The organism is Micromonospora sp. NPDC051196 (assembly GCF_040682415.1).
GTDB lineage: Bacteria > Actinomycetota > Actinomycetes > Mycobacteriales > Micromonosporaceae > Micromonospora.
Window position 1 is genome coordinate 43,356 of the sequence record NZ_JBFBAY010000007.1, and the last position, 16,820, is coordinate 60,175.

General features: G+C 72.4%; 21 protein-coding genes and 1 pseudogene. 19 read left to right on the forward strand and 3 right to left on the reverse strand.

Annotation, left to right across the window (positions count from 1 at the left end):
* Positions 1–42: 42 nt before the first annotated feature.
* From sepF to AB0M35_RS15690, 11 genes and pseudogenes are all read left to right on the forward strand, one after another.
* The gene (gene sepF, locus AB0M35_RS15640; RefSeq protein WP_363745777.1) at positions 43–732 is read left to right on the forward strand and encodes a cell division protein SepF; all 690 of its coding nucleotides are present in this window, start codon (positions 43–45) and stop codon (positions 730–732) included.
* 29 nt (positions 733–761) lie between these two features.
* The gene (locus AB0M35_RS15645) at positions 762–1,067 is read left to right on the forward strand and encodes a YggT family protein (protein WP_111212523.1); all 306 of its coding nucleotides are present in this window, start codon (positions 762–764) and stop codon (positions 1,065–1,067) included.
* Positions 1,068–1,111: 44 nt separating this feature from the next.
* Positions 1,112–1,912: a DivIVA domain-containing protein gene (locus AB0M35_RS15650; protein ID WP_363745780.1), complete on the forward strand. Its 801-nt coding sequence runs from the start codon at positions 1,112–1,114 to the stop codon at positions 1,910–1,912.
* Between the two features lie 68 nt (positions 1,913–1,980).
* Complete coding sequence (locus AB0M35_RS15655) at positions 1,981–2,535, forward strand: hypothetical protein (RefSeq protein WP_363745782.1); 555 nt, start codon at positions 1,981–1,983, stop codon at positions 2,533–2,535.
* 10 nt (positions 2,536–2,545) lie between these two features.
* A complete protein-coding gene (locus AB0M35_RS15660; RefSeq protein ID WP_363745784.1) occupies positions 2,546–2,854 on the forward strand; it encodes a DUF167 domain-containing protein in 309 nt (102 codons plus the stop codon).
* A 321-nt stretch (positions 2,855–3,175) separates the two neighbouring features.
* Complete coding sequence (locus AB0M35_RS15665; RefSeq protein ID WP_363745786.1) at positions 3,176–3,595, forward strand: TraR/DksA C4-type zinc finger protein; 420 nt, start codon at positions 3,176–3,178, stop codon at positions 3,593–3,595.
* Between the two features lie 68 nt (positions 3,596–3,663).
* Entirely contained in the window at positions 3,664–4,302 is a 639-nt protein-coding gene (locus AB0M35_RS15670) for a signal peptidase II (protein WP_363745788.1), read from the forward strand.
* Complete coding sequence (locus AB0M35_RS15675; RefSeq protein WP_363745790.1) at positions 4,299–5,243, forward strand: RluA family pseudouridine synthase; 945 nt, start codon at positions 4,299–4,301, stop codon at positions 5,241–5,243. The genes AB0M35_RS15670 and AB0M35_RS15675 overlap by 4 nt, the downstream gene beginning before the upstream one ends.
* A gap of 42 nt (positions 5,244–5,285) precedes the next feature.
* The gene (locus tag AB0M35_RS15680) at positions 5,286–6,329 is read left to right on the forward strand and encodes a hypothetical protein (protein ID WP_363745792.1); all 1,044 of its coding nucleotides are present in this window, start codon (positions 5,286–5,288) and stop codon (positions 6,327–6,329) included.
* Positions 6,330–6,425: 96 nt separating this feature from the next.
* Positions 6,426–7,892: an AAA family ATPase gene (locus AB0M35_RS15685; protein WP_363745794.1), complete on the forward strand. Its 1,467-nt coding sequence runs from the start codon at positions 6,426–6,428 to the stop codon at positions 7,890–7,892.
* Positions 7,893–7,941: 49 nt separating this feature from the next.
* Positions 7,942–8,568: pseudogene (locus AB0M35_RS15690) on the forward strand (DUF2567 domain-containing protein); the annotation flags it as partial.
* A 205-nt stretch (positions 8,569–8,773) separates the two neighbouring features.
* Here the strand turns inward: AB0M35_RS15690 and AB0M35_RS15695 are convergent.
* Positions 8,774–9,475, reverse strand: coding sequence for an LON peptidase substrate-binding domain-containing protein (locus AB0M35_RS15695; protein WP_363745796.1), 702 nt, complete (start codon positions 9,473–9,475; stop codon positions 8,774–8,776).
* A gap of 106 nt (positions 9,476–9,581) precedes the next feature.
* Here AB0M35_RS15695 and hisD point away from each other — a divergent pair, with 106 nt between their 5' ends.
* From hisD to hisF, 8 genes are all read left to right on the forward strand, one after another.
* A complete protein-coding gene (gene hisD / locus AB0M35_RS15700; RefSeq protein WP_363745798.1) occupies positions 9,582–10,901 on the forward strand; it encodes a histidinol dehydrogenase in 1,320 nt (439 codons plus the stop codon).
* On the forward strand, positions 10,898–12,013 hold the full coding sequence (locus AB0M35_RS15705) for a histidinol-phosphate transaminase (protein WP_363745800.1): 1,116 nt from the start codon (positions 10,898–10,900) through the stop codon (positions 12,011–12,013). Before hisD ends, AB0M35_RS15705 begins: the two co-directional genes overlap by 4 nt.
* The gene (gene hisB, locus AB0M35_RS15710; RefSeq protein WP_363746192.1) at positions 12,013–12,624 is read left to right on the forward strand and encodes an imidazoleglycerol-phosphate dehydratase HisB; all 612 of its coding nucleotides are present in this window, start codon (positions 12,013–12,015) and stop codon (positions 12,622–12,624) included. The genes AB0M35_RS15705 and hisB overlap by 1 nt, the downstream gene beginning before the upstream one ends.
* Before the next feature lie 46 nt (positions 12,625–12,670).
* Entirely contained in the window at positions 12,671–12,844 is a 174-nt protein-coding gene (locus AB0M35_RS15715) for a hypothetical protein (RefSeq protein WP_363745802.1), read from the forward strand.
* On the forward strand, positions 12,841–13,494 hold the full coding sequence (hisH, locus tag AB0M35_RS15720; RefSeq protein ID WP_363745804.1) for an imidazole glycerol phosphate synthase subunit HisH: 654 nt from the start codon (positions 12,841–12,843) through the stop codon (positions 13,492–13,494). Before AB0M35_RS15715 ends, hisH begins: the two co-directional genes overlap by 4 nt.
* A gap of 84 nt (positions 13,495–13,578) precedes the next feature.
* The gene (locus AB0M35_RS15725; protein WP_363745806.1) at positions 13,579–13,902 is read left to right on the forward strand and encodes a hypothetical protein; all 324 of its coding nucleotides are present in this window, start codon (positions 13,579–13,581) and stop codon (positions 13,900–13,902) included.
* Between the two features lie 19 nt (positions 13,903–13,921).
* Positions 13,922–14,647: a bifunctional 1-(5-phosphoribosyl)-5-((5-phosphoribosylamino)methylideneamino)imidazole-4-carboxamide isomerase/phosphoribosylanthranilate isomerase PriA gene (priA, locus tag AB0M35_RS15730; RefSeq protein WP_363745808.1), complete on the forward strand. Its 726-nt coding sequence runs from the start codon at positions 13,922–13,924 to the stop codon at positions 14,645–14,647.
* 109 nt (positions 14,648–14,756) lie between these two features.
* A complete protein-coding gene (gene hisF / locus AB0M35_RS15735) occupies positions 14,757–15,524 on the forward strand; it encodes an imidazole glycerol phosphate synthase subunit HisF (protein WP_363745810.1) in 768 nt (255 codons plus the stop codon).
* A gap of 24 nt (positions 15,525–15,548) precedes the next feature.
* On the opposite strand, the gene AB0M35_RS15740 is transcribed toward hisF, so the two are convergent.
* Together AB0M35_RS15740 and AB0M35_RS15745 are read right to left on the reverse strand one after the other, a co-directional pair.
* Complete coding sequence (locus AB0M35_RS15740; protein ID WP_363745812.1) at positions 15,549–16,010, reverse strand: hypothetical protein; 462 nt, start codon at positions 16,008–16,010, stop codon at positions 15,549–15,551.
* A gap of 144 nt (positions 16,011–16,154) precedes the next feature.
* On the reverse strand, positions 16,155–16,808 hold the full coding sequence (locus tag AB0M35_RS15745) for a hypothetical protein (RefSeq protein ID WP_363745814.1): 654 nt from the start codon (positions 16,806–16,808) through the stop codon (positions 16,155–16,157).
* Between the last annotated feature and the right edge of the window lie 12 nt (positions 16,809–16,820).

The following is a 16,820-nucleotide window of genomic DNA, read 5'->3' on the forward strand; positions in this document are numbered from 1 at the left end:
TACGGGGGCGTGTGCCGCACGGCGGACGGGAAGGGCGCGGGGATGGGTGCACTGCGCAAGGCGGGGGTCTGGCTCGGACTTGTCGAAGAGGACGACGAGCGGGCCTACGACGACGGCGGCTACGACAAGGGCGGTTACCGCGAGTCGCGCTACCGGCAGAGCCGGTACGCCGAGGAGTTCGCCGACGAGGTGGACGACGAGGTGGACGAGCCGCCCGCGCCTCGTCCCCGACTCGGCGACCGGGGCCGGCTCAGCGAGCGGTCCGGCCGGCTGGGCGAGTCCGAGCGACTGGACTCCGAGCGTCCGGAGCGGGTCGAGCGGTCCAGCGTACGCTCGATCACCCGGTCGACGGGGGACCAGTCCGGGGCGTTGACCTACCACACCCGGGACAATCTGGCGTTGGCGCCGCAGGCGCAGCCCCGTGAGCGCACGGTGGCCCCGGAGGAGGAGCAGCGCTACCAGATCACCACGTTGCATCCGACCACCTACCGCGAGGCTCGCACCATCGGGGAGCACTTCCGGGACGGCGTTCCCGTGATCATCAACCTCACCGAGATGGATGAGGCGGATGCCCGCCGTCTGGTGGACTTCGCCGCCGGGTTGGCGTTCGGACTGCGCGGTACGATCGAGCGCGTGACCAACCGGGTGTTCCTGCTCTCGCCGGCCAATGTCCAGGTCACCGCGGAGGACAAGGCCAAGATTGCCGAGGGCGGGTTCTTCAGCCTGAGTTGACCCGCCCGACCCGAGGGACGTCGCCTGCCGTGTTGTCGATCTTGCTACAGGTCCTCTACCTGATCACCTATGTCTTTCTGATCGTTCTTCTGGCCCGGTTCGTACTGAGCGCGGTTCTGCAGTACGGCCGGCGCTGGCAGCCTGGTCGCGGAGCATCGGCTGGACTGGAATCCGTGTGGAGCGTCACTGATCCCCCGCTCTGGGCGTTGAGGCGTGTGATCCCTCCGCTGCGAATTGGTACCGTGAGCATCGACCTGGCCTCCCTTGTGCTCCTGGTTATCCTGTTCGTGCTGATGAGGTTTGTGTTAGAGCCGGCGATCATCAGGACCGCCTGATGACCGACGCGCTATCGCGGCCGCAACTGACCCGAGGAGTTTCGATGCCGCTGACCCCGGCCGACGTCCACAACGTCGCCTTCAAGAAGCCGCCGATCGGCAAGCGGGGCTACGACGAGGAGGAGGTCGACGCCTTCCTGGACGAGGTCGAGCGCGAACTCGCCCGTCTGATCGAGGAGAACAACGAACTGCGCGCCCAGGTGGAGCGCGGGGGGCGGGGCGGTGCACCCGCCGGTCCCGGCGGCGACGCCCGCCTGGCGGCCGAGCTCAACGACGTCAAGGCCCAGCTCGACCGGGTTCAGCGCGACAAGGCCGCCGCCGAGCAGGCCGCCCGCGCGATGCAGGCCGAGCTGGAGCAGGTGCGCGCCGCCACCGGTGGCGCGGTGCCGGGCGGTGACGGCGAGCAGCAGGCGCTTCGGGTGCTGATGATGGCCCAGCGGACGGCGGACGACCACGTCTCCGACGCCCGCCGCGAGGCCGACCAGCTCCTGTCCGAGGCTCGTTCCAAGGCCGAGGAGGTCACCCGCGAGGCCCGTGCCAAGGCCGACGCGCTGGAGCGGGACGCCCGGCAGCGGCACCAGGAGGCCATGGGCGGCCTGGACGCCAAGCGCACCGCGCTGCAGAAGCACATCGAGGAGCTCAAGCAGTTCGAGCGGGAGTACCGCACCCGTCTCAAGGCCTACCTGGAGAGCCAGCTGCGCGACCTCGACGGTCGTGGTCAGGGCCTGGAGGCGGAGATGACTCGCGGGGACGGCACCCGCGCGGCCGGCAACGGGCTGGCCGCCGCAGGTCTCGCCGGTTCCTACGGCGGGGGTCGCTCCGGGGCACTCGAGGCCGGTCGCTGAATCGGGCGGCGGCCGTCGTGACGGTCGCGTGCCCTGCCTCATCTTCTACGACGCGGCGGGGGTGAGCCGTGATAGTCATCAGTATCGCGCTCATCCTCGTCGCGGTGGCGCTACTTGTGTTCGGGTTGGCCAGCGGGTCCAGCCTGTTGCTGGTCGTCTCGATCGGCGCCAGTCTGCTGGCTGCGGTGGCCCTGGTCGCCGGCGCCCGCCAGGCAGCCGCCGGCCGGTCCGCGACGCAGCGGGAGGCGGCCAGCGGTCAGCCGCCCCACATCCCGGCGCAGCATGTCCCACCAACCACAGACGCCGGCACGTCCGGGTGGCGGCAACCACCCGGCCCACCGGTGGCGACGGCGCCGGGAACCACCGCCGGCCCGGTGGAGGCGTACGACGACGAGCCCGCCGCGCAGGAGGTCACCCCGGAGCAGGCCGCCCAGGTGTCCCGGCTGCCGGACGAGGTCCGGGTGATCGACGGCCGACCCCGTTACCACCTGGACGAGTGTTCGCACCTTCTCGGACGTGAGCACGAGCCGCTGCCCGTCGCCGAGGCGGTCGAGCTCGGTTTCACTCCCTGCGCAGAGTGCGCGCCCGACACCACCCTGTTGTCGCAATCCGGTCGGCGCTGAGCCCGAGCCGATGGCCGATGACGAGTTCACCGTCGCCGTCCGGGTGAAGCCGGGGGCGTCCCGGGCCCGGGTGGGCGGTCGGTACGACGGTCCGCACGGGCCCGCGTTGGTGATCGCGGTCAACGCCCCGGCGGTCGACGGCCGGGCCACCGAGGCGGCCCGGCGTGCGCTGGCCGAGGCGCTGGGCGTCCGGCCGGCTGCGGTGTCGCTGCGCGCGGGCGCGGCGAGCCGCGACAAACTCTTTCTGGTCGCTCCCGCTGCTCCTGATCTGGTGGAGCGGCTGCACCGCCTGCTGGGCGGCGCTCAACCGGCCCGTTGATCACACCCGCGCGGGAGCGGCCGTCTCCGGCCGTGCCCTGCCTCACCGGCGGAAATCGCGACGGCTGGCTTTCCTACGGTACGGCCGGCAGTAGGCCGCCCATCTGCTAGCGTTCCCTTGGCTCCGATACGGCATGAATCGGGGTGGAAGGGACGTTACGGTGCGGCACGTTGTCGGACACCTTTACGTTCCGTATCCTTGCCAATCTCCGGAGTGCGCGGCCGTCAGGCCGCGCGCCCGTTTTGTACCTGGGGCAGCCGATGCTGGCGGCCCTGTCCAGGCGCTGCGGATCACCGCGGCTCCATGGCAGAGGGAGCGACGATGGCCAAACCAGCCGACACCAGGACCGCTGGCCGCAAGCCCGCGGTGAAGTCCACCCGCAGTGCCGCGGAGACCGAGAAGATCCGTGCCGCCCTGGCAGCACGGCACGACGAGTTGCGCGCCGAGTACGATCAGACGCTGAGCGAGATCACCGAGTTGCAGCGCGAACGTCTCACCGACTCGGCCGGGGACGACCAGGCCGACACCGGCACGAAGACGTTAGAGCGGGAGCAGGAGATCTCTCTCGCCAACAGCATCTTGGAACGGATCACGCAGGTCGAGCGGGCTCTGGAACGCCTCGACGAGGGTGGTTACGGCTGGTGCGAGCGGTGCGGCAACCCCATTCCGGTGGAGCGGCTGGCCGCCTTCCCGTCGGCCACCCTCTGCGTGACCTGCAAACAGCTGGAGGAGCGACGCTGACGGCGGGCTCCCCGGCGCTGGTGCACGGCGGTGCCTCGGCACCGCCGTGATACGTCGATGGGGAGCAGATGAGCGCAGTACCGTCCGCCGGATCCGGCACCGCCGAGCCGGGCACCGCCACGAGATCGCGGCGTAGACCCGTCACGATCCTGCTCGGCCTCGCGGCGTTCGCGCTCACGCTCGACGTGCTCACCAAGCACCTGGCGCTGGTCGAGCTGAGCGACCGCGAGCCGGTACGGCTGCTGGGCGGGGCTGTCTATCTCTCCCTGACCCGTAACAGCGGGGCCGCGTGGAGTCTCGGTAAGGACTACACCTGGATCTTCCCGCTGATCGCGATCGGCGTGCTCGCCTGGATCGGCTGGATGGGACGGACGCTGCGCTCGGTGCCCTGGGCCATCTCGCTCGGCCTGGTGGTCGGCGGCGTGACCGGTAACCTGATCGACCGGATCTTCCGGGCCCCCGGCTGGTTCGTCGGCCACGTGGTCGACATGATCAGCGTCTTCGACCCGTACGGTCGGGTTTTTCCGATCTTCAACATCGCCGACAGTGCCCTGGTCTGCGGTGTGATCCTGGCGATCGGGTTGGAGTTCACCGGCCGCCAACGTGACGGCACCCGGCTGGTCGGCGACGACCGCAAGGGCGACGGGCGCAAGGGCGACGGGCGTTCGGCGGAGAGCGCCGACGGCGAGCGGCAGGAGCGGGCATGACGGCCACCTTCGCCGCCGGCGGCGACCACCGCAGCCTGCCCGTCCCCGACGGCCTCGACGGAATGCGGTTGGATCAGGCGGTCGCCCGGCTGTTCGGGCTGTCCCGCACGGCCGCCGCCGCCCTTGTCGACGCCGGTGAGGCGTTGGTCGACGGCGCGGTGCGGCCCAACTCGCACAAGGTCCGGGCGGGTGCCTGGCTGGAGGTGACGCTGCCTGCGCCGGCCGCGGCGCCGGTGGTGGTGCCCCAGGCGGTACCGGGACTGCGGGTGGTCTACGCCGACGACGACATCGTGGTGGTCGACAAGCCGGTCGGGGTGGCGGCCCATCCCAGCCCCGGCTGGAGCGGCCCGACCGTGATCGGCGGGCTGGCCGCGATCGGTCACACGATCGCCACCAGCGGCGCCGCCGAGCGCCAGGGCGTGGTGCACCGGCTCGACGTCGGTACCACCGGGGTCATGGTGGTGGCCAAGAGCGAGCAGGCGTACAGCGCGCTCAAGCGGGCCTTCAAGTACCGCGAGGTGGAGAAGCGCTACCACGCGGTGGTGCAGGGGCACCTGGATCCGCTGCGGGGCACCATCGACGCCCCGATCGACCGGCATCCGCATCACGACTACCGCTGGGCGGTGGTCTCCGGTGGCAAGCCGAGCATCACCCACTACGACACCATCGAGGCGTTCCCGTCGGCGAGCCTGGTCGACGTACAGCTGGAGACGGGCCGTACCCACCAGATCCGGGTGCACTTCTCCACCCTGCGGCACCCGTGTGTGGGTGACCTGACGTACGGCGCGGACCCGACCCTTTCCGCCCGGCTCAAGCTGGATCGGCAGTGGTTGCACGCCAGAGAGTTGAGTTTCGAGCACCCCCGTACGGGGGACGAGGTCCGCTTCGTCAGCGACTACCCTGACGATCTGGGACGCGCGCTGGAGATTCTCCGCGACTGACGCGCCCCGCCCGTCCCGACCGATTCGACGAGGGGGCCGCCCGTGCGCGCCGGCGATCTGCTGCGGCAGCTGGACCAGCGACTGCTGCCCCGCCTCGCCACCGTGTTGGCCCGGCTCGACCAGGGACCGGCCCGGACCTCGCTGCTCAGCTGGGCGGCGGTGCTGTCCTGCGCCGCCGTGCTGTTCACCGCCGTGCTCGCCACCGGCGGTCCGCCGTTGTCCGACCGGACGGTCGGCGAGGTGACCCGGGTGGGGATCGCCGACGGCGACTGGATCCCCGGCTACGAGCGGACGGCCGCGGCGGACCTGGCCGGCCTGGCTCGCGGCGCGTCGCTGGCCGACGGCACCTACGCGCTGGTCTCGCTCTCGGAGTACGTCACCCCGCAGTCGCTCGCGGCGGTGGTCGGCGACGTCGGGGTCTCTTTCGTGTTCGGACGGGTGCCCCTGCCGGACCGGCAGACCGAGATCGTGCGCATTCCGGCCCAGCGGCTGCCCGACGACGTCACGGCCGGGATGGCGGAGCTGGCCGAACGCAAGGCGCGCGAGGCCGCCGACTACCGGTCCCGGGCCGCCGCGCTGGGCGGTGGCGGCCCGCAGGAACGCGAGCTGCGCCAGCTGTACGTCAGTGGGGCGCGACTCGCCGAGCGGGAGGCGGACGCGTACCGCGCGGGCTGTGCCTGCGTCTACGCCCTGGTGGTCCGGGCTGAGCCGGCGGTGTTGCGCGGCGTCGCGGCCCGCCCCGGGGTGCGGGTGGTCGATCCGGCCCCCGAGGTCCGGCGGCTGGAACGTACGGTGTTCACCCCGCCCCTGCCGGAGCAGCGCGACGTGGCCCGGCCACCGATCGATCGGGATCTTGTGCCGAGTGCCTCGCCCAGTGCCGAGTCCGAGGCGCCGTCGCCGGATCCGGCGCCCGAAAGTCGCGTACCGGTGGCGCCGGAAGTGACGGATTCATCACCATCGCCGGCGATTTCCCGGCCGGCTCCGACATTCGCGCCACCGTCGACGGCTCCCACCCCGACGACAGATTCTCTGCTTAAGGACGATGTGGACGCTCTGGTGGAGGGTGGTGCGGAGCCGACACCGTGACGGTTGACGTCACATCGGTGGGTGTCCCGGTGTGGCTTCAAAACGGTTTCGTTCGTAGCCTGTCAGACGGAGACCGAGGCGCTGGGGAGGCGAGCCGTGGACGGCAGCGAGACCGCTTGGGGACGGCCCGCCGAGCCCGCACCGCGGTGGCGGGCGCTGCTCGACCGAGCCCGCCTCGGCGGTCGCGGCGCTGAGCAGGCAACCACCGAGCGGCGGGCCGAGGAGGCGCCGCCACTGCCGACCGAGCCGCTGCCACGCCGGGCGTCGGGCTCCGGCTACTCGGGGCGCGCCTCCGCCACCGGGCAACCGGTGGATCGGGGGTACGGCGCGGAGCCGGGTTACCGCGAGCCGAGCTATCGGCCCGACGCCGCTCGTCCGGCACCGACGTACCGCGGTCAACCGGGATACCCGCCGGAGCCGGCCGCTTATCCGCAGGCACCGCCGGAGCCGGCGGCTTATCCGCAAGCTCCGCCGGAGCCGGCTTATCCGCCGGTGCCGGAGCCACGTCGGCCGGCGCCGGTGGAATCCCGGTACACCCTGCTGGACAACGGTTACCGGCATGCCGCGCCGCCCGTGGAATCCCGCTACGCCCTGCTGGACAACGGCGGCTACCAGCCGTCCCCACCACCCCCCGCCGGGCTTCCGGCTCCCCCCGCACCCCCGGCCGGGCTCCCGGCGCCGCCCGCGTCGGTCGGGTCGGCCACGGTGGCCGGTCGCCCCGGGCGGATCGAGTGGCGTGCGCAGAGCATCGAGAGTGAGCTGGAACGCGCCGCCGCCGGGCTGCGCAAGGATCTGGGCACGCCGCGGGTGATCGCCTTCGCCAATCCCAAGGGCGGCGTGCACAAGACCACCGCCACCGTGCTGGGCGCGGCAACCATCGGCAGCGTACGCGGGCGCGGCGTGCTGGCCTGGGACGACAATGAGTTGCGCGGCACCCTCGGGCTGCGCGCCGGCAGCGCCCGGCACGCCCGGACGATCCGGCATCTGGTCGCCGATCTCGTCCAGATCGAGATCCGGGAGGGCAACGACCTGCTGGAGGCTCTCGACGACTACCTGCGGCACGCCTCCGACGGGTCGTACGACGTGCTCGCCGGTGAGGAGAGCCCCCGGTTCGCCCAGCGGCTGGACCAGTTCACCGTCAAGCGGGTACTGGAACTGCTCCGGCGTACCCACGACGTGATCTGCGTGGACACCGGCAACAACGTGGAGAGCCCCAACTGGCGTACGGTGATGCACGCCGCCGACCAGCTGGTGGTCACGACCGTGCCACGGGAGGACGCCGCGTTCAGCGCGGACTGGATGCTGGACCTGCTGCACTCCGAGGGCATGGGCGAGCTGGCCGACAACGCGGTCACCCTGATCTCCTGTCCCACGCCGGGGCGGCTGCCGTTGCAGAACGACCTGGAGAAGCACTTCGCCACCCGTACCCGGGCGGTGGCCGTGGTGCCCTACGACCCGGCGCTGGAGACCGGCTCCTCGATCGAGTATCACCAGCTCCAGGCCGAGACCCGACAGGCGTGGATGCGGGCTGCGTCGGTGATGCTGGAGCCCTTTGCCCGCTGAGGCGACCACACCGTGTACAGCTCGCGCCGGGAACTGCGAGGATCATCGGGTGAGCCCGGAAAACCCCGCCGCCGAACCGCCCGCACCGGCATCGCCGGCCGACCCGCCGGCCCTCGCCGACTCGCCGGTCCCCGCCGATCCGCCGCGCCGAACGGTGGTGGTCGGTGCGGCGGCCGTGCTCTCCCTGGCCCTGCTGGGCGTGCCGTTGGGGTTGCTCTGGGCGGCGATCTCCCCGGCCACCCCGGTCGTCAAGACCGCCGACGGCGCCGTCTACGGCCAGCCTCAGCCGGAACAGCCGGTCGCCGCTGACGGCTGGTTCAGCCTGCTCGGTCTGGCCTTCGGGGTGCTTGCCGCGCTCGCCCTGTGGTTCGTGCTGCGCCGCCGTCGGGGTCCGGTCGGGCTGGTCGTGGTGGTGGTCGGGTCGTTGGCCGCCGCGTTGGCCGCCTGGCAGGTCGGTCGCCGCATCGGGTTGGGCACGTACGAGCGCCTGCGGGAGACCGCACCGGAGGGCACCGTCTTCACCAAGCCGGCCGATCTGCGGGCCGGTGGGATCGAGCTGTTCCTCGGCGTGCTGCCCCTGCCGCACGGCAACCTGCTTCTGCCGGCGTTCGGCGCCGCGGTGACGTACACCCTGCTGGCCGGCTGGTCCCGGTGGCCGTCGCTGCGCCCCGAGCCGGAGCCCGCCGTGGCCCTGCCGTATCCGGCGGCCGGCTACCCGCCGCCGGGGCCGTGGCCGGGCGTGCCCGGTGCGTCGGGTGGCTACCCGCCGGGTGGGCCGGCGCCGGGGCCGTGGCCGGGGGCACCCGGGACGTCGGGTGGGCCGGGTGGCTACCCGCCGGGGATGCCCGGCGCGGGGCCGTGGCCGGCCGGACCGGGCGGGGTCAGTTCGGAGCCGGCGGCGGCGTGGCCAGCTCCGCCAGTGGCACCGGAACCGCCCGCACCTGGCGCAGCAGAACCGCCTCGCGGTTGAGCAGGGCCAGCTCGGCGCGCAGCCGGGCCGCCGTGTCGTCGATTGCGAGCAGCCGCTGCCGGTCCGCCACGGTCAGCGCCGCGGTCGCGGCCACCAGATGGGAGAGCACGGTCGGATCCTCCGGCAGTTGCTCGGTCAGCTGACCGGCCTCGGCGCGCATCAGGCCGAGGTACTGCCGGAAGACGGCGATCACCCGCGCCGCCAGCAGGTTGGCCGTCTCGTCCGGACCGGTCGGCTCGGGCAGCCAGCTCACCTCGGCGGTCAGGTACGGCGCGGCCTGGCGGTCGAGCTGAACGACGCGGAACCGTCGCCGCCCCACGGTGACGATGTCGAACCCACCGTCGGTCAACTCGGTGACCTGTCGAAGCTCCGCGGTGCAGCCCACCTCGTGCAGTGTCAGCTCGCCGCTGCCCGCGACGACCCGGCCGGGGGCGGGCGCCACCTCCCAACCGCTGCGGATGGCCACCACCCCGAATTCGCGCGGCGCACCCTCGGGTAGCTGCATGAGGTGCCGGACCAGGGCGCGGTAGCGCTCCTCGAAGATGTGCAGCGGCAGTACCAGCCCGGGAAAGAGCACCGTGGCGAGCGGGAACACCGGCAGCCGTGCGGTCACGGAATCGAGGGTAGCCGCACCGGCGGCGTACCGAGTGTCCCGGCTCACCGTCCCGGCCTGCGGGCGGCGCGGGTCGGTCCGCGCGGCGCCGCCTAGACTCGCAGGGGTGTTGAACCGCATCGACCTGCGCGGTGGCGTAACTGACCCGCGTGACCTGCTGCCTCGTGCCCAGCTCGACGTCTCGGTGGCCGTCGAGCAGATCCGACCGCTCGTGACGGCGGTCCGTGAGCATGGCTACTCGGCGGTCCGCGAGGCCAGCGAGCGGTTCGACGGGGTGGCGCCGGAGGTGCTGCGGGTGCCCGTCGAGGCCATCGCGGCGGCGGAGAGCACGCTCGACCCGCAGGTCAGGGCCGCGCTGCTGGAGGCGATCGCCCGGGTCCGCAAGGTGCACGCCGACCAGCGCCGTACCGATCACACCACCACGGTGGTGCCGGGCGGCACGGTCACCGAACGCTGGGTTCCGGTCGAGCGGGTCGGTCTCTACGTCCCCGGCGGCCTGGCCATGTACCCCTCGACCGTGGTGATGAACGTGGTGCCCGCCCAGGAAGCCGGGGTCCGGTCGCTGGTGGTGGCGAGCCCGCCGCAGAAGGACAACGACGGGCTGCCCGATGCGCGGGTGCTGGCCGCCTGCGCACTGCTCGGTGTCGACGAGGTCTACGCCGTCGGCGGCGCCCAGGCGGTGGCCATGCTGGCGTACGGCTGCGCGGTCGACGCCGCTGGCAGCGCGCACTGCGCACCCGTCGACATGATCACCGGCCCGGGCAACATCTGGGTCACCGCGGCCAAGCGGCTGCTGCGCGGCGTGGTGGGCATCGACGCCGAGGCGGGCCCCACCGAGATCGCCATCCTGGCCGACGACAGCGCCGACCCGGTGCACGTCGCCGCCGACCTGATCAGCCAGGCCGAGCACGACCCGCTGGCGGCCAGCGTGCTGGTCACGCCGTCGGTGGCGCTGGCCGACGCGGTGGACCGGGAACTGGTCCGGCAGGTGTCGGCCACCAAGCACACCGAGCGGGTCGACACCGCGCTGCGCGGACCGCAGAGCGGCATCGTGCTGGTCGACGACCTGGCGGCCGGGCTGCGGGTGGTCGACGCGTACGCGGCGGAGCACCTGGAGATCCAGACGGTCGACGCCCGGCAGTGGGCGATGCGGGTACGCAACGCCGGGGCGATCTTCGTGGGCGCGTACTCGCCGGTGTCGCTGGGCGACTACTGCGCCGGCTCCAACCACGTGCTGCCCACCGGCGGCTGTGCCCGGCACTCGTCCGGGCTGTCGGTGCAGTCCTTCCTACGCGGCATCCACCTCGTGGAGTACACCGAGGCGGCGCTGCGGGAGGTCGCGCCGCATGTGGTCACCCTGGCCACCGTCGAGGATCTGCCGGCGCACGGCCAGGCGGTCAGCCTCCGCTTCCCGGAGATGTCATGACCCGGCTGGAGGATCTGCCGATCCGCGACGACCTGCGCGGCCGGTCGCCGTACGGCGCCCCGCAGCTGGACGTGCCGGTGCGGCTGAACACCAACGAGAACTCGTACCCGGTGCCCGACGAGGTGGTCGAGGCGATCGGCAAGGCGGTCGCGGCCGAGTTGCGGGACCTCAACCGCTATCCGGATCGCGACGCGCTGGCGCTGCGCGCCGACCTGGCCGCCTACCTCGGTCACGGGCTCACCGCCGAGGGGGTGTGGGCGGCCAACGGCTCCAACGAGATCCAGCAGCAACTGCTCCAGGCGTTCGGCGGCCCCGGGCGGGTCGCGTTGGGCTTCACCCCGGCGTACTCGATGCATCCGTTGCTGGCGCTGGGGACCGGCACCCGCTGGGTGTCCGCCCGCCGAGACGCCGACTTCGGTCTGAGCATCGACGATGCGGTTACCCAGGTCCGCGAACACCGCCCGGACGTGATCTTCCTCTGCTCGCCGAACAATCCCACCGGGACCGCGCTGGACCCGGCGGTCATCGCCGCCGTGCTGGACGTCGCACCCGGGATGGTGGTGGTCGACGAGGCGTACGCGGAGTTCGCCCGCCCGGGTACGGTCAGCGCTCTGGCGGTGCTGCCCGGGCATCCGCGGCTGGTGGTCACCCGCACGATGAGCAAGGCGTTCGGGTTCGCCGGCGGTCGACTGGGCTACCTCGCGGCCGATCCGGCCGTGGTGGACGCGGTGCAGTTGGTCCGCCTGCCGTACCACCTCTCGGCGCTCACCCAGGCCGCCGCCCGGGCCGCGCTGGCGCACCGCGACACCCTGCTCGGCACGGTCGCCGCGATCATGCAGCAGCGCGACCGGATCGTCACCGAGCTGCGTCGCCGTGGCCTGCGGGTCGCCGACAGCGACGCCAACTTCGTGCTGTACGCCGTCGGCGGTGACCAGACCCTGGCCTGGCAGGCGATGCTGGATCATGGTGTGCTGGTCCGCGACGTCGGTCTGCCCGGCTGGCTGCGGGTCACCGCGGGCACGCCCGCCGAGACCGACGCCTTCCTGGCAGCCATCGACCAGATCCAGCGCGCGGGCCTGTCAGCCCCGCAGCCGCGACCGAAAGGCACATGATGAGCCGGACCGCCCGGGTGGAGCGGATCACCAAGGAGACCAAGGTCCTGGTCGAGATCGACCTGGACGGCGCCGGAGCGGCGGAGATCAGCACGGGGGTCGGCTTCTACGACCACATGCTGAACCAGATCGCCCGGCACGGCGGCTTCGACCTGACCGTGCAGACGGTGGGTGACCTGGAGATCGACGCGCACCACACGATGGAGGACACCGCGCTGGCGCTCGGCGCCGCGTTCGACCAGGCGCTGGGGGACAAGGCCGGCATCCGCCGGTACGGCTCCGCCACCGTCCCCATGGACGAGGTGCTGGTCCGGGCCGCCGTCGACCTGTCCGGCCGACCGTACGTGGTGCACGACGAGCCGCCGCTGGCCCCGTACATCGGGCCGGTCTACCCGACCAGCATGACCCGACACATCTGGGAGTCGTTCGGCCAGGCGGCCCGGATCACGCTGCACGTCGACGTGCTCCGGGCGGCCCGTCCGGGTGGCCACCCGGACGCCCACCACGTGGTGGAGGCACAGTTCAAGGCGGTGTCCCGGGCCCTGCGGGAGGCCACTGCGGTCGATCCGCGTTCGGCCGGCGTGATCCCGAGCACGAAGGGTGCGCTGTGATGGCCGCCGCGCGGGCTGTCGCGCACCTCGGGTGGAGCGGGCGCCGATGAGCGGGGTACTGCCGACGCTGCTGCTGATCTTCGCCGGGGTGCTGGTGGGCGGGACGCTGTCCCTGCACCGGCAGGGCGCACCACGCGGCGCGGTGGTGGTCACCGCGCTGCTGGCGGTGCTGGCCACCGTCGCCGGTGTGCTGTGGCTGCTGCCCGGGGAGGGATCGTGACGGACCAGAGCACCGGTCGGCGTCGGATCGTGGTGCTGGACTACGGCTCGGGCAATCTGCGCTCCGCGGAGCGGGCCCTGGCCGCCGCCGGTGCCGACGTTGCCGTCACCGACGACCTGGCCGCCGCTGCCGACGCCGACGGTCTGGTGGTACCCGGGGTCGGTGCCTTCGCCGCCTGCATGGCCGGCATCGAGGCGCTCGGCGCCGGCCCGGTGATCGCCGGGCGGGTCGCCGCCGGCCGCCCGGTGCTGGGCATCTGCGTGGGCATGCAGATCCTCTTCGAGTCCGGCGACGAACACGGCGTGATCACCAAGGGGCTGGGCCTGCTGCCCGGCAGCGTCACCCAGCTGCCCGCCGCCCGGCTGCCGCACATGGGTTGGAACACCGTCCAGGCACCGGTCGGCTCGGTGCTGTTCGCCGGGTTGCCGGCCGACAGCCGGTTCTACTTCGTCCACTCGTACGCCGTCTGCGACCCTGCCGCGCTGGTCACGGCCGGGGCTCGGGTGACCACCGCCCACCACGAGGCCGATTTCGTCGCCGCAGTGGAGCGGGGGCCCCTGTCGGCCGCCCAGTTCCACCCGGAGAAGTCCGCCGACACGGGCGCCACGTTGCTACGCAACTGGCTGGAAACCGTACCCACCGATGGCTGACCTGAACGGCCGGGCGGTCCCGGCTGAGCTGGACGGCCGGGTGGCCCCGGCTGAGCCGAACGGCCGCTCGCGGCGGTGGTCGCGGTGAGCAAGGAACGAGCCCGCCGCCGCGCGGCCCGGGAGGCGGAGGCGGCGCGCAGACGGGTGGCCCGGGAACGGGCGCTGGCCCGCCGGGCCCGCCGCCGGGCGCTGGTCCGGCGGATGGTGCCCGCCGTGCGACGCGGTCGGACGGGTCGGCTGCCGAGGTACTCCCGCCGCGAACGGGCCACCATCGTGGCGTTGACCCTGGCGGCGATCGTCCTGATCTGGTCGCTCGTACCCGACCTGGCGTTGCGCGTCGTGCTGATCGTGCTGTTGCTGCTCGTACTGCCGGTGATCGTGGTGGTTGCCCTGGACCGCCGTTCCTGAATCTGGAAGGACAAGACACGTGAGCCTCACTCTGTTGCCCGCCGTGGACGTTGCCGACGGCCAGGCCGTCCGGCTCGTGCAGGGCGCCGCAGGCAGCGAGACCACCTATGGCGACCCGTTGGAGGCCGCCCTGGCGTGGCAGCAGGACGGCGCCGAGTGGATTCACCTGGTCGACCTGGACGCGGCGTTCGGCCGGGGTTCCAACGCCGAACTGCTCGCCGAGGTGGTGCGCCGGCTCGACGTACGGGTGGAGTTGTCCGGTGGTATCCGCGACGACGCTTCCCTGCGCGCGGCGCTGGCCACCGGTGCGGCCCGGGTGAACATCGGCACCGCCGCCCTGGAGGACCCGGCGTGGTGCGACCGGATCTGCGGCGAGTACGGCGACCGGGTGGCGATCGGGTTGGACGTGCGGGGGCGCACCCTGGCGGCCCGGGGCTGGACCCGCGACGGCGGCGACCTGTACGAGGTGCTGGAGCGGCTCGACAAGGCCGGTGCGGCCCGGTACGTGGTCACCGACATCACCAAGGACGGCACCATGCGGGGGCCGAACCTGGACCTGCTGCGGGAGGTGTGTGCCCGTACCGACGCCCCGGTGATCGCCTCCGGGGGCGTTTCGACGCTGGACGACCTGCGTGCGCTGGCCACGCTCGAACCGATCGGGGTGGAGGGCGTGATCGCCGGCAAGGCGCTCTACGCCGGCGCCTTCACCGTCGCCCAGGCCCTCCAAACCCTCGCCGAGCGGTAAGGAAGGGCACCTTGTCAACGCCTGCGGTAGAGCAAGGGCCCCCGGTTAACGCCACGGGCGGCGCCGGACGGGTGCCGGCCCGTCCGGCACCCGGCGATAGGCTCATGTCATGACGGTGGCGGTGCGGGTGATCCCCTGTCTCGACGTGGACGCGGGTCGCGTGGTCAAGGGTGTGAACTTCCTCGATCTGCGCGACGCCGGTGATCCGGTCGAGCTGGCGGCGGCCTACGACCGGGCCGGCGCGGACGAGTTGACCTTCCTCGACGTGACCGCCTCGTCCAGCGACCGGGGCACCATGCTGGACGTGGTGCGGCGTACCGCGGAGTCGGTCTTCATCCCGTTGACCGTCGGTGGTGGCGTGCGGGCGGTGGCGGACGTGGACACTCTGCTGCGCGCCGGTGCCGACAAGGTCGGGGTGAACACGGCCGCGATCGCCCGGCCCGAGTTGATCGCCGAGATCGCCGACCGGTTCGGCCGCCAGGTGTTGGTGCTCTCGCTCGACGTGCGGCGGGCCCCGGCCGGCGCCACCCCGAGCGGCTTCGAGGTCACCACTCACGGCGGCCGGCGCGGCACCGGGCTGGACGCCGTGCAGTGGGCGCGGCGCGGCGCGGAGTTGGGCGCCGGTGAGATTCTGCTCAACTCCATGGACGCCGACGGCACCAAGGCCGGCTTCGACCTAGAACTGATCGGCGCGGTGCGCCGGGTGGTCGACGTGCCCGTGGTGGCCAGCGGAGGCGCCGGTGAGGTGGCGCACTTCCCGCCGGCGATCGGTGCGGGCGCCGACGCGGTGCTGGCTGCCAGCGTCTTCCATTTCGGGGAGCTGACCGTCGGCCAGGTCAAGGACGCGCTGCGTACCGCCGGTCACCCGGTCCGCTGACGCCGCACCCCGAAGCCATCCGGTTCAGTTGTGACCGGAGTGCCCCTCCGGAGAGCGTCGGGGCATCGGGATGGTCCGCACCAGATATTCCTGTACGGCGGCCGCGTGCTCGGCTTCGTCCAGGTGCCATTCGGCGGTGCCCGGCGCGTGTCGGCGGCTCAGCACACTCTGCACGGTGTCGACCGTGGTGGCCAGCCCGGCAGTGGGCCGGGACCGCCAGAGCCGCTCGCCGTCCGGGGTGATCCGGAACCAGCCGTCTGCGACGTCGACCAGGCCGGCGCCGAGCAGCCGTCGGATCGCCTCCTCGACGTCGTGCCGTTCCGGGATGCTCTGGTCGAGATGGTCGGCTGTGGAGAGCACATCCGCCAGGCGTACGCCCTCGGGGCGGCGGGTGGTCGGAGACCGCCGGTGCCGCCCCGCGCCGCTGGCGATCACCAACGAGACGAAGATCCATGCATCGGTCCGACGCCAGGCGTTCTCCCCCATGCGAGGATTCTGCCGTCCGACCGGTGCCAAGAAAACACCACCCACCCAAACGCTACGGTACGTGTTGTGCGGGTTTGCAGGGATGGATGCTGACCTCGGTAATCGCCGCGGTTGGCGGGCGATGGTTGTTGCGTTGAGTGACTGTCAGGTGGCCGGGGCCGGCGCGATTCGTGGCGGTACCTCGCGTTCCGGCTCCGGCACGTCGAAGCGCGGCAGGAAGAGTTGCGTCAGCGGCCCGATGGCCAGCGCGTAGGCGACCGTGCCGATGCCGAGTTTGCCGCCGAGCAGCGCGCCCACGGCCAGCACCCCGATCTCCAGGACGGTACGGACCAGGCGCAACGACCGGCCGGGCCGGCGGGCGGCGAAGCCGGTCATCAGCCCGTCGCGTGGACCGGGTCCGAGGCGGGCGCCGAGGTAGAGGGCGGTGGCCACCCCGTTACCCACGATCCCGGCGATCAGCAGGGTGATCTGGGCGGCGAGCGGCTCCACCGGCGGTAGCAGGGCCAGGGTCAGGTCGACCGCCAGGCCGACCACGACGACGTTGGCCACGGTGCCGACACCGGGACGTTGCCGCAGCGGAATCCAGGTCAGTAGGACCAGCGCCCCCACGGCGATGACCACCGTACCCATGCTCAGGCCGGTGAGTCGGGACACGCCCTGATGGAACACGTCCCAGGGGTTCAGGCCGAGTTCCGAGCGGACCATCAGCGCCATGCTGAATCCGTAGAGAAGCAGCCCGACGAACAGTTGCAACAGGCGTCGCACCGGGCGATGCCTTAGGTTGCCAATTAGTGTCACGCATGCCACCCT